The organism is Streptomyces sp. cmx-18-6 (genome assembly GCF_046548915.1).
Classification (GTDB): Bacteria; Actinomycetota; Actinomycetes; order Streptomycetales; family Streptomycetaceae; genus Streptomyces.
The window spans coordinates 307315-320073 of sequence record NZ_JAEBEP010000004.1 but is presented as its reverse complement, the minus strand read 5'-3'; the positions used below and the strand labels follow the sequence as shown (position 1 = coordinate 320073).

Sequence of the window (12759 nt, the reverse complement as noted above, 5' to 3'; positions counted from 1 at the left end):
CGCCCGGGCGGCCGCGCAGCAGGGTCGCGAGGGCAACGGGCGGGCAGCGGAGATGCCCCGGGAGCACACCGGCGACAGGGCCCCGCGACCCCGCCCCGGGCCCGCGCCCCCTGCCGAAGACCGGAGCGGTCGGGGGCGGACATGGCATATCGGGCGGAAGCACCTCAGGAAGACGGCGCGGAACAATGACGACAGCGGAAACGATGACGACGGCACAGACGAAGAGCGGGACGACGGAGCGCGGGCAGTACCGCCGGCCCGACGCGGCGCAGCGCGCCGCGCGGAGTGCGCCCGGGGCGACGCCCCTGGGCAGGGTCACCGTCGCGGTGTACGCGGAGGACCTGATCCTCCAGACCGGGATGATCCACCAGCTGCGGATGCGGCCGGAGATAGAACTGATACCGGAGGCCGAGGCGGACCGGGCCCAAGTCTCCCTGGTGGTGGTGGACATGGTGGACGAGGCCACCGTCCAGCTCCTGCACCGCCTGCAGCGCAACACCTCCACCCGCACCGGACTCGTCGTCGGCTTCTTCGAGTCGGGCGCGCTCCAGACCATGATCGAGTGCGGGGTCGCCGCCGTGCTCCGGCGCGGCGAGGCCGACCAGGACCGGCTGGTCCACCTGGTCAGGGCGATGGCGAACGGCGAGGGCGTCCTGCCGGGCGACCTGCTCGGCAAGCTCCTCGACCACGTCAGCAGCCTCCAGCGGACGGTCCTGGACCCCCGCGGGCTCACCCTCTCCACCCTCACGGCGCGGGAGGCGGAGATGATCCGGCTGGTGTCGGAGGGCTTCGACACGGCGGAGATCGCGCAGAAGACCTCGTACTCCGAACGCACCGTCAAGAACGTGCTGCACGAGGTGGCGACCCGCCTGGAACTGCGCAACCGGGCCCACGCGGTGGGCTATGCGATGCGGCACGGGCTGATCTGACGGTTCGCCCGACTGACGGTTCACCGCGGTGGCCGTCGACCGCGCTGACGGTTCACCGCGGTGACAGTTGGCCGCGTCGGCGGTTCGCCGGGTTGCCGGTTCAGCCAGCTGACCATGCGTCATATCGACCCGTACGAGCCGTCGCCGTACGGGAGTTCCTGGGCGATCCTGGACCAGGGGTGAGGAAGGGGCCGCCGCAAAGGGCAGCGGCTCCTTCCCCCGGTCCGGGTACTCGGGGCCCTGTCCTCCCGCCCCGCGCGAGCGCGATGATCGGCGGGGAGCGTCGACAACAGACTGTGAGGTGGGCCGTGACCGGCACTGCTGGCCCGGCGAAGCATGCCCGGTGGACCCGACTGGCGGGCGCGGTGGTGCTGCTGGCGCCGCTGCTGGTCGTCGGCTCCGCCTCCGCACCGCACGGGGCGCCCAGGCTCGCTCCGGCGGCGGCCGAGGCGGACCCGGCGGAGGCGGGGCGGATCGCCTTCGCCGGTACGGAGCACCGCAGCCTCGGCCGGGTCGCGAGCCCGGACGCCACCGAGCCGCTCTTCGGGGGCGGCCCGGCCCACTACGACGAGGACCCCTCCGTACGCGGTGACGTCCTCGTCTTCACCAGCCTCCGCGACAGCGTGCGCCCCCAGGTGTACGTGCGCGACGCGGACGGGACCGTACGCAGGCTCACCACCGACCGGGACGCGGCGCACCCCGAACTCTCCCCGGACGGCCGGACCGTCGTCTTCGACTCGGCGGAGCCCGGACCGGGCGGGAGCGTCCAGCGCGACCTGTGGTCGGTCGGCGTGGACGGCTCGGACCTGCGGCGGCTGTCGGACACCCCCGACAACGAGGAGTCCCCGACCTTCTCCCCGGACGGGACCCGCATCGCGTACGCCTGCGACGGCGACACCTCACTCGGCTGGCAGATATACGAGCAGGCCCTCGCCGGCGGCGAGCGGACCCGGATCAGCGACGGCCCGCCCGGCGACGCGGTCGATCCGTCCTGGAACCCGGTGGACGACGACACCCGCCGCAGCCGGGTCGCCTACACCCATGTCACCGACCCCGACCCCGAGAAGGGCTCCCGGCTGCGGGTCACCGAGGGCATCGGCGCCGACCGGCCGCTGTTCGCCGGAGGCCACGCGGAGTGGGGCAGCCACTCGGTGTCCTGGCTGCCGAACGGCGACGACGTCCTCTTCCTCAGTCCCTTCCACGTCTGCGGCTGCGACGACTTCGACCACGTCTACCGGGCCCCCGCCCTCACCGACGTGACGCCGACGCAACTGCTCACCGAGAACCGCGAGGTCCAGTCGCCCACCTGGACCGGCGGCTCCGACTCCGGGGGCGTCATCGTCTCCCGGATCAGCTCGTCGGCGGCGACCACCGTCACGCTCCAGGACGTACGGCAGGACGGCTCCGACCCGCGCGACCTCGGGCTCACCATCCTCCGCGAGGACCCGGCGGCCCGCACCAACACCGACCCCGCGCTGGACCCGCTGTTCAACCCGGGTGCCGGGTACGACCCGTGGACCGAGCGGCAGAACTACACCCCGGACGGCCGGCGCATCGTCGTGACCCGCTTCGAGGGCCCCGACGACGCGCGGATCCAGCGGATCTGGATGGTCGACGCGGACGGCTCCAACGCCGCCCCGCTGCCGCTCGCCGGACGCGGCGACCGCGACTGGGACACCGACCCCACCTTCTCGCCGGACGGCTCCAAGCTGGCGTTCACCCGCACCTCGCCCGGCGGGACCGGTGGGACGGCGGGACCGGGCCGCATCCTCGTCGCTGACGTGGCCACCGGCGCGATCCTGGACGAGATCCGCCCGCCCGAGGGCCAGCAGGAGGGCGGCGACGCCCAGCCGACCTGGTCGTCGGACGGCGTCAACCTCGCCTTCACCCGCAACCACGTGATCAACGGCCACGGCGGCAACAAGCACATCTGGACCGTGCCGGTGAACGCCCTCGACCAGCAGCGGGACCTCAGCGCCACCATCTGCCCCGGCGACTGCGAAGTCATCGACGACAGCCCGGCGTTCTCCCCGGACGGTACGAAGGTGGCCTTCAACCGGAAGGACGGCGGCGGCCGGATCAACGAGCAGGCCGGCATCCTCATCAAGCCCCTGCGCGGCGGCGGCTGCCGGGTCGTGCTGCCCTCCTCCGAGCGGGACGACCCGGACGGCTGCGACCAGCCGATCCCCGACACCGCCGGGACCGGCCCCCACCAGCCGCGTGACGTGGCCTGGTCGCCGGACGGCAGCCGGATCGTGCTGACCTCCCGCCGCGAGCTCGCGCCGAACTCGATGGAGCAGCTCTCCGTCCTCGACATCGCCTCCGGCGAGCTGACCCCCCTGGACAACACGCACGCCGGACGGCAGAAGGAGCCCAGCTACCAGCAGTCCGTCGACCTCGCCGTGGCCGCCCCGCCCACCGGACCCGCCGTGGAGGTGGGCTCATCGGTCGAGGTGACGGTCACGGTGACCAACCACGGCCCGTCGCCCTCGCCCGGCACCACGTTCACCGCCGACGCCCCGCCCGGCGTACGGCTGGAGGAGCTGACCACCGACGCCGGAACCTGCGCCGCCGGATCGCCCCAGTGCGACCTGGGCGTGCTCCAGCCCGGCACGAGCGTGGAGGTCACCGCCCGGCTGACCGGGGTCACCCGGGGCGACCAGCCGATCGGCTGGTCCGTCACCGGCGCCGTGCTCGACCCGAACCCCACGGACAACGCCACCGGCACCATCGTCCCGGTCCAGGACGTGCCCCCGCCGACCCCGTCGCCCACGCCCCCCACCCCGACCCCGACTCCCACCCCGACCACCCCGACGTCCCCGCCGACGTCCAGCCCCACGCCGCCGCCCACCCCCTCGACCACCGCGCCCGCGCCGCCCCGGCCCCCGGCCCCGAGGCCCCCCGCCGCCCGCCCCCCGGCCCCCCTGCCGCCCGCCCCCCTGGCCGGCCCCGGCGTCGTGGTGCGGGCCCAGCCCAGCCCCGGCTACGTCGGCGGCAAGGTGGTGGTCACGTACACCGTGCGCAACGGCCGCGACGCCTCTGCCACCGGCCTGCGGCTGCGACTCGGCCTGCCCGGGAACATCCCGTCCGGCCCGCTCCCGGCCGGCTGCACGGCCGGCCGGTGCGCGCTGCCCGACCTGGCGCCCGGCGCGTCCACCGTCGTACGGGTCGTCCTCTCGCCGGACCGCGCGCTGCGCACGACCATCACGGCGACCCTCACCACCACCGGCACGGACGCGAACCGGGGCGACAACGTCTCCCGCATCCCGCTGCGCATCCTCCAGCCCCGCATCATCGCGGTGCCCGCCATCGGCAAGCCCGGCTTCGTCACCTCCGTACGCGGCAAGGACTTCCCGCCCGGTGCGCCCGTGAAGCTCAACTGGAACCCGGGCATCACGGCCGCCGCCACGCCGACCCTGCCGAACCCGGATGGCACGTTCATCGCCCAACTGCTCATCCTGGCGAAGGACCGGACCGGCCCGCGCACGATCACGGCCAGGGGCCCCGGCTTCAGCCCGGTCAGGACGGACTTCCTCGTGGTGGTCGGCACCATCACCCCGCCGGACGAGGTGACCCGCCGATGATCCACGAAGTCGACGAAGGGCTGCGGCTGTTGCTGGTCGACGCCGGGCTCCAGGAGAGCGGGGTCGACCTGGTCTTCGACGCGCCGACGAAGGACTGGTCGGCCCGGCGCAACGCCCCCACGATCAGCGTCTTCCTGCACGGCATCCGTGAGGACGCGGGGAGGCGGCGGACCGGCACGGCCGAGGAGCACGACGAGAACGGGGTGATCACCGGCTGGCGGACCCCGCCGCGCTGGTTCGAGCTGACCTACCTGGTCACCGCCTGGACCAACCGCCCGCAGGACGAACACCGCCTGCTCTCCGAGGTGTTGCGCTGCCTGATGCGCCACGACGTGCTGCCCGCCCGGATGCTCACCGGCAGCCTCGCCGAACTCGCGCTCACCGTGGAGCTGGAGGCGGCCGGCCCGCGCACCGACGGCCCGTCCGCCTCCGACGTGTGGTCCGCGCTCGGCGGCGAGCTGAAGGCCGCGATCGACCTGCGCGTCCTGGCCCCGCTCGCCGGCGAACGGGCCCCGGCCGGCCCGCCGGTCACCGAGGGCCTGGTGATGAAGGCCGCGCCCGCCGTCGACGGCACGGCGGGCGACGACCCCGGCCGCCGCCTGCGGTACGAAGGGGCGGGCGACCTGGAGTCGCGGGGCTTCGCCGCCGAACGGGAACGACAGCTGCCGCCCGGCCGGCGCAAGCGGGGGAGTGCGGCGCGATGACGATCACGCAGAGCGCGCCGGTCCAGGACGCGGCCGGCCGGCCGCCGACGACGGACGTCGAGGTGCTGTGGGAGCGGCTGGGCCGCGTCGAGGAGCGCGTCCGGCACGCGGTGGCGGCCCGCCGCGCCGTCGACCCGGAGCCCGACGACCCGTACCGGGGGCAGTACCTCACCCCTGAGGGGGTCGAACGCGTCCTGGAGTCGCGCGACGCGTTCGCGCCCGTACCGGAGGGGACCCACGTCACGGAGGCCGCCCCCGCCGGCTCCCGGCTCGACCGGCTGGCCCGGAGCTTCGGCCTCGTCCCCCTCGACGTGGAACTCCTGCTGGTCGCGATGGCGCCGGACGTCGACGCCCGCTTCGAGCGGCTCTACGGCTACCTCAACGACGACCTGACCCGCCGCCGCCCCGCCATCGGCCTGGCGCTGGAGCTCTGCGGGCTCCCCGCGGCGGGCTCCGGCCGCTTCCGGTTCCAGCCGTCCGCCCCGCTCGTCGCGGGCGGGCTCCTGGAGATCGGCGACCCCGAACGCCCCCTGCTCTCCCGGGCCTTGAGGGTGCCGGACCGGGTCACCGCCCACCTCCTCGGCGACGACGAGCCCGATGGGCGGCTGCGCGGCCTCGTCCACGTGCCCGCCCCCGGCGGCGAACCGGACGAGCGGCCGGAGGCCCACCGCATCGCGGCCGCGCTCGCCACGGGCAGCGGCCTGGTGCACCTGCTCGACCGGGGCGGCGACCCCTCGGGGCTCGCCGTCGACGCGCTCACCGCCGCCGGCCGCCGCCCCCTCGTGGTGGACATCGGGGCCCTCGCGGCGGCCGGTGACCGGGCGGCCGAGCTGGTACGGACCCTGGCGGCCGAGGCCCGCCTCGCCCACGGCGGCGTCGTCCTCGGCCCGCTCGAAGCGCTGGCCCCCGAACGCCCGGAGGGGGCCCGCCTGTTGGCCACCCTGTGCACGGTGCTGAGCGGTACGCCCCTGATCGCGTACGGGAAGAAGAACTGGGACCCGCTCTGGACCAGGGACAGCCCCGTCCCGCTGGCCGTCCTGCCGCCGGGCCCCGCGGGCGCGGCACGGCAGTGGCGGCGGGCGCTCGCCGACGCGGCCAGGTCGGTGGGCCTGCCCGCCGAGCACGCCTTTGCCGACGACCGCCTGATCGAGGCCACCGCCTCCTACCGCCTGGACTCCGACCAGCTGCGCAAGGCCGCCACCGTCGCCTCCCGGCTCGCCGTCCTGGAGCAGCGCCCGGTGCACCCGGACGACCTGCGCGCGGCGGTCCGGGCCCAGAACGGCGCGGGCCTCGAACGGCTCGCCCGCCGCATCGAACCCGCCGTGGGCTGGGACGACCTGGTCCTGCCCCCGGCCACGCACACCCAGCTCACCGAACTCGCCCTGCGCGCCCGCCACCGCGAACAGGTGCTCGGGCAGTGGGGGATGCGGCCGGGCGGCGGCCGGGGGCGCGGGGTCATCGCCCTGTTCGCGGGCGAGTCCGGCACCGGCAAGACCATGTCCGCCGAGGTGGTCGCCCGTGAACTGGGCATGGAGCTCTACGTCGTCGACCTGTCCACGGTGGTGGACAAGTACATCGGTGAGACCGAGAAGAACCTTGAGCGGATCTTCGTCGAGGCTTCCGACGTCAACGGCATCCTGCTCTTCGACGAGGCCGACGCGATCTTCGGCAAGCGGTCCCAGGTCAAGGACGCGCACGACAAGCACGCCAACGTGGAGTCCGCGTACCTCCTCCAGCGCATGGAGTCCTTCGACGGGATCGCCGTGCTCACGACCAACCTCCGGGCCAACCTGGACGAGGCGTTCACCCGCCGTCTGGACGTGATCGCGGAGTTCCCGATGCCCGACGCCGAGCAGCGGCTCGCCCTGTGGGACCGGTGCCTGGGGTCCTCGATGCCCCGCGACGCGGCGCTCGACCTGGAGTTCTGCGCGGCCCGCTTCGAGCTGGCGGGCGGCTCGATCCGGGCCTGCGCGGTGACCGCCGCCTATCTCGCGGCGGAGTCGGGGGAGCCGCTGGCCATGGACCAGATCGTCACGGCGGTGCTCCAGGAGTACCGCAAACTGGGCCGGCTGGTGCTGGAGAGCGAGTTCGGACCATGGCTGGAGAAGGCGCAGGGGCGTCGAGGCCAGGGATAGCACGGCCTTCGCCAGGCTTCGCCGGGACCGCCGGGACCGCCGAGACCGCCGGGACCGCCGAGCACCGGCGGGCTCCGGCAGGCGCGGGCTGCGATCAGGGTCGCCCGCGACCGGCCTCCGCTGCGCATGCATCTCGGATGGTGACAACATCCGGATGTCGTCTGTATCATCATGCGGCAGGACGCAGGAGGAGGCACGGAAGGGGAGACGATGGCACGGCTGACCCGCGCACAGCAGCAGGAGCGGACCCGTGGGGTGGTGCTGGTCGCGGCCCGGCAGGAGTTCGCCGAGTACGGCTACGCCGAGGCCAAGGTCGACCGCATCGCCGAGCGGGCCGAACTGACCAGGGGCGCCGTCTATTCCAACTTCACCGGCAAGCGCGCGCTCTATCTGGCCGTGCTGGCCGACGCCGCCGAACAGGCCCTGGCCCACGCCGAACCGCCCCTGGAATCACCCGGATCCGCCGGAGCGGCGCTCGGCACGTTCGCCCGGGTCTGGCTCGAACGGCTGCCCCTGTCCGGTGACACGCCGGGCAGCGGTCACCTTCAGCTGCGCTCGCTGTCGGGGGTCCTCGACACCGAGGCCGTGCGGGCCGCGCTGGCCGAACTCCTGCGCCTCGAAGCCCTGTTGCTCGCCCTGGCGCTGGAACCGCGCACCGCGCCGCGCACCCGGACGGTGCGCCTGGCCGAGTTGGCGCTCACGCTCCTCCACGGTGCGGCCGGTCTCGCGGAGAACGCCCCGGGCGTCGGTGACCCGTTCGAACTGGCGCGTGCCGCCGAGCACTTGGCCGCCATCCCTCTCCTCGACGACTCGGAGCCGCCGCACCTGCCCTACGTCGCCCCGGCACGGTCGGCCGAGGACCGGTGGGCCGCGCCCCGGGGGCTGCGCGACGAGATCACCGGCCGCCGGATCGATCTGGACGACGACGGCGTGGTCGTCGTCCTGGGCGTGCGGCGACTGTCCGCGACCGTGGAGGCGGTGCGCTCGGCAGGGCCGCGCGACGAGGTGACGCTCGTCGTCGTGACGGACGACCCCGCCGAGGCGGGCCGGCTGGCCCGGCTCCGGATCACCGATCTCGTCGGCTGTCTGCGACGCGTGTTCCCGGCCGGGGAACTGCCCCGGCTGCGCCTCGTGTTCGATGACGCCTGCACGGTTCTTGCCGCCATCGGCCTGGAGTCGGCCGACGACCGCACCGAGGTCGCGATCCGGGTGCGGGACGGGCTGATCGTGGCCCGCGCGGAGGGCCGGGGCGCGGGCCACGCCGCGGCGGACCACGGCGTTCGCGAAGGCGATGGGCAGCATGAGGACGCGCGTCCGGGGAGCGCCTCCCCGGACGAGGGGCAGCCGCGGCGCGAGCGGCCGGGCAGCGGCGCCCCGGACCAGGGCCGGCCGCAGCGCGAGCAGCCGGCCCCCGGGGTTCCCCGTGACGCCGAGCCGGGAAACCGGTAGGCCCGGGCCGTGGCTACGCGCTGTCTCTACCTGGTCCGGCACGGCTCGGCGGACCCGTTCGGCCGGCTCACCGACATCGGGTACCAGCAGGCCGGCCTGGTCGGCGAGCGGCTCGCCGGGCTGCCGGTCGACGCCGTATGGCACTCGATGCTGCCCCGCGCCGCCGCGAGCGCACAGGAGATCGCCCGGCATCTGCCGGGCGTGCCCGTGGCCGAGGCCGCCGAGCTCATCGACCATGTGCCCTACCTGCCGGACGCGGACGAGATGCCCCAAGCCTGGGCCGGTTTCTTCGACGGGTTCGAGGAGGCCGAGGCCGAGGCCGGCAGGCGGACCGCCGAGGCCCTGGTGGCGCGGTTCGCCAGGGCTCCCGAGCGCACCGGTCCCGACGTGCGTGAGGTGCTGGTGACGCACGCGTACCCGATCGCCTGGCTGGTGCGGGACGCGCTGGGGGCCCCGCCGACCCGATGGCTCGGCCTGGACAGCGCGAACACGGGGCTCACGGTGATCGAGTACCGGGCCGGCCTGTCGCCCACGCTGGTGATGTTCAACGACATGAGCCACCTGCCGGGCGACCTGCGCTGGACCGGCTTCCGGGCGGCGGCCCGACCGTGAGGAGGCTCCCCCAGCGGTCACGACCGCCGGGGGAGGGCTGGGCTGCCCTGGATCGGGTGCGCGGCACCAGCCGCACCGAAGCAGGCTTGCGCACGTTGATTGCGTATCCGTGAACCGGCCCTCCGGATGTTCGGGAACACCTGGGCGGCGTAGGTTCGGACGCCGGTCGACCGGACTTGCGTCACATGCAAGTGGGATGCGCGAAACCGCGTAGCCCCGGTCGGCCGGAACTGTGCACGGGTGCGCGGAACGAGCTGTGCGCGCCGCATTCGGCAGTCCCGGCCGGATGGCGCCGCGCCTTGCTTTTCGGCAGTCGGCCGAGCGTGCTCCGCGGCACGCGGCAGCGCCGACAGCTCTTCCGCGCACCCGTGCATGAACATGCCCGCAGGGCATCTGAAGGCGCGTGCGGGGACTGCCCCCTGAACGAATCCCCGTGCCGTTCCGGCAGGCCGGCGTCGTCTTCCCGGCACGGGTGCCCCGGGGCGCCCGGGCGAAGGAGAGCGAGGGTGGCGACGTGATCGCGACGCATGGTTCGGCCCTGGGGCCCCTCGTGCGTGCCGTCTCCACCCGGCACGCCGGGCCGGTGCTGCTGTTCGTCGAAGCCCCCGCCGGCGGGGGGAAGAGCCACCTGCTCCAGGAACTGGCCGACCTCGCCACGACGGCGGACGCGACCCGTCTGCGATGGCGGTGCGGAGCCGACGACGGGCCGCCGGACGAGGGCGGGCGCCGGCGGGAGGCGACCCTGTGGCTGGTGGACGACGTCCACCGGGCGGACGAGGACGAGCTGCGCCGCCTGCGCCGGGTGCTGGAGGCGCTGGAACCGGGCTCGGCGGCCGCTGTGACCTACCGCCCCGAGGAACTGCCCCTGCCCGGGCTGCCGTTGGGCGGCGCGCCGATGACGTATCCGAGCGGGCTGACCGTGCTCCGGCACCGGTTGGAGCCCTGGGACGAGGAACACGTCGGGCGGGCCGCCGCCAGGGCGCTGGGCGACGGCTGCACGGCCGAGGCGGTGCGCCTGCTGCGTGAGCGCACCGGCGGAGTGCCCCGCGTGGTCGTCGACCTCCTCGCCGCGCTGCGGGAACAGCGGCCGGCGTTCACCGGAACGGCCGCCGAGGTGGCGGCGGCCGGGGCACCCGCCCGACTGGCGGAGCTGGTGCTGAGCCGTACGCACGCCGTGCCCCCGGCGTACCGGCCGGTGGTCTGGGCGGCCGCCGTCCTCGACGGCCCCGCCGGCCGTGACGAACTGAACGCGGTGTCCGGGCTCGGTGCCGCGACGGGGAACAGCGCGCTGCTGCGGGCCCTGGAGGGCGCGGCCCTGGCGGAGCTCGGCGAAGGCCGCTACGGCTTCGCGGTCCCCCTGGCCGCGTCGGCCGTACGGGCCACCGTGCCCGGCCCCGTACGCCAGGATCTTCACCGGCGGGCGGCCGGCGTGCTCAGCCGCAGGCAGCCCGTGGCATGGGCCGCCGTCGCCGCACACCACAGGGCGGCCGGTGACGGGCACCAATGGCTCAGGGCGGTGGAGAAGGCCGCCGTGTCGGCGGAGGCTTTCGGCCGGCACGAGCAGGCGATCACGCTCCTGGAACAGACGCTGGCCGCGCCCGGCCTGCCCCCGCGGGCCCGCGCCCGCCTGGCGCCGCTGCTGGCCCGCAACGCGGTGACCGGACTGCGCTCGGACCAGACCGTGGAGGTGCTCGCGCAGATCGTGCGGGACGCGGCCCTCCCGCCGGCCGTACGGGGGGAGCTGCGGCTCGACCTGGGGCTGATGCTGTGCAACCAGATGGGCCGGTTCGCCGAGGGCTGGCGGATGCTGGAGATCGCCGCCGCCGAACTGTACGAAGTCCGCTCCGCCCTGGCCGTACGCGCCATGGCGGCACTGATCAGCCCCAACTGGCCGGGCGGTTCCCTCGACGTCCACCAGGGGTGGCTGATCAGGGCCCTGGCCGCCGCGGACGACAGCGGGGACGACGCCATGCGCGCGGCGGTCCTGGCCAACCGGATCGGACTCGCCATGAGCTGCGCCGACCCCGAGGCGTGGGAGCTGCTGAAGCGACTGCCCGTGACGGACACGGACCCCGCGTGCGCCCGGCAGGCGGCACGCGGCCTGTGCAACGCCGCGGACTCCGCCGTCTGGCTCGGCTTCCACGGGCGAGTGGACGCCCTGTTGGCTGAGGGGCGCGAGCTGTCCGCGCGAAGCGGCGCGCCCTACACCGAACACAGTGCGCTGGCGACGCGGCTGCTCCACGAGTGGCTGACCGGCCAGTGGCCGGGCCTGGACAAACGGTGCGAGGACTTCGTCGCCGCCACCGCCGACATGCCGTTCCTCGCCTCCGACGCCTATGTCGTACGCGGCTTGCTCGCCGTCGCGCAGGGGGACTGGGGAGAAGCGAGGTCCTGGTTCTCCCAGCAGGGGACGTTCGGGACGGAGAAGCTGCCCGTCCCCCTGGGCGCGGCGACGGCCGGGGCCGTGATCCGTCTGGCCCTGGCCCGGCAGGAGGTGGCGGCCGCGGCGGAACACGCGCGTGCCGCCTGGAAGGCGGTGGTCGACAAAGGGGTATGGCCCTGGGCCGCTGAACTCGCGCCGTGGGCCGTGGAGGCACTGGCGCGCGCCGGGGACAGGACCGCGGCCCACACCATGGTCCGCACCTTCTCCCAGGGCCTCGGCCGACGTGAAGCGCCCGCCGCCAGAGCCGCGCTGATGTGGAGCCGGGCCGTCCTCACCGAGACCGAAGCCCTGGCCGAGAAGCGGCGGGACGGGTTGCTGGAAGCCGCGGAGCTGTACCGGACGGCCGCGGCCGCCTACGCGGTGCTTCCCCGCCCGTACCCACAGGCGCTGACCACGGAGGGCGCCGCCCGCTGCGTGCTGGCGGCGGACACCACAGGGGGTCGCGCCCCGGTCGCGGAGTGCGAGGACGCCGCGGCTTCCCCCGCCCCGGCGTCCGATCAGGCCCGTGCCCTGTCGGCGCTCGCCGAGCTGGAGTCGTGCGTCCAGTGCTACACCGACCTGGGCGCCGTCTGGGACGCCGCCCGGACCAGAGCCCTGCTGCGCACACGACAGCCGGCCAGGAAGGGCCGCCCGCCCGGACGCCCCTCGCACGCCGACGCCCTGTCGCCCCGGGAGGCGGAGGTGGCGCAGCTCGCCGTCTCCGGCCTGACCAACCGGGAGATCGCCGCGACGCTGCGCCTCTCGCCCCGGACGGTGGAGCAGCACATCGCCGGAGCCATGCGCAAGAGCGGCGCACTCTCCCGCCGCGATCTCGCGCACAGCCTGGGGCGGACTTCCTGAGCCGGGCTCCGCACCGTCGCTGAACGCCTCTGCCGGGGCTCTGCCGCGAGGAGGCCGCTGTGG

Annotated in this window: 7 protein-coding genes; all 7 read left to right on the top strand. The window is 74.9% G+C overall.

The genetic code is table 11. From position 1 onward, the window contains the following. Positions 1 to 203 precede the first annotated feature (203 nt). The 7 genes from ACLJPL_RS12145 (at position 204) to ACLJPL_RS12115 (ending at position 12696) form a co-directional block, all read left to right on the top strand. On the top strand, positions 204 to 929 hold the full coding sequence (locus ACLJPL_RS12145; protein WP_411080776.1) for a response regulator transcription factor: 726 nt from the start codon (positions 204 to 206) through the stop codon (positions 927 to 929). 308 nt (positions 930 to 1237) lie between these two features. Beyond that, on the top strand, positions 1238 to 4513 hold the full coding sequence (locus tag ACLJPL_RS12140) for a hypothetical protein (RefSeq protein ID WP_411080775.1): 3276 nt from the start codon (positions 1238 to 1240) through the stop codon (positions 4511 to 4513). After that, positions 4510 to 5217 (top strand): DUF4255 domain-containing protein, encoded by a 708-nt coding sequence (locus ACLJPL_RS12135; protein ID WP_411080774.1) that lies wholly within the window; start codon positions 4510 to 4512, stop codon positions 5215 to 5217. Before ACLJPL_RS12140 ends, ACLJPL_RS12135 begins: the two co-directional genes overlap by 4 nt. Beyond that, entirely contained in the window at positions 5214 to 7352 is a 2139-nt protein-coding gene (locus ACLJPL_RS12130; protein ID WP_411080773.1) for an ATP-binding protein, read from the top strand. Before ACLJPL_RS12135 ends, ACLJPL_RS12130 begins: the two co-directional genes overlap by 4 nt. A gap of 210 nt (positions 7353 to 7562) precedes the next feature. Continuing rightward, a complete protein-coding gene (locus ACLJPL_RS12125; protein WP_411080772.1) occupies positions 7563 to 8801 on the top strand; it encodes a TetR family transcriptional regulator in 1239 nt (412 codons plus the stop codon). 9 nt (positions 8802 to 8810) lie between these two features. Continuing rightward, positions 8811 to 9413, top strand: a complete 603-nt coding sequence (locus ACLJPL_RS12120) for a histidine phosphatase family protein (protein WP_411080771.1) — start codon at positions 8811 to 8813, stop codon at positions 9411 to 9413. A 514-nt stretch (positions 9414 to 9927) separates the two neighbouring features. Then, positions 9928 to 12696, top strand: coding sequence for a LuxR C-terminal-related transcriptional regulator (locus tag ACLJPL_RS12115; protein ID WP_411080984.1), 2769 nt, complete (start codon positions 9928 to 9930; stop codon positions 12694 to 12696). Positions 12697 to 12759 lie beyond the last annotated feature (63 nt).

Coding starts and splice junctions, on each gene's coding strand:
- ACLJPL_RS12145 (WP_411080776.1), top strand. CDS start 204: ATGACGACGGCACAGACGAAGAGCGGGACGACGGAGCGCGGGCAGTAC.
- ACLJPL_RS12135 (WP_411080774.1), top strand. CDS start 4,510: ATGATCCACGAAGTCGACGAAGGGCTGCGGCTGTTGCTGGTCGACGCC.
- ACLJPL_RS12130 (WP_411080773.1), top strand. CDS start 5,214: ATGACGATCACGCAGAGCGCGCCGGTCCAGGACGCGGCCGGCCGGCCG.
- ACLJPL_RS12125 (WP_411080772.1), top strand. CDS start 7,563: ATGGCACGGCTGACCCGCGCACAGCAGCAGGAGCGGACCCGTGGGGTG.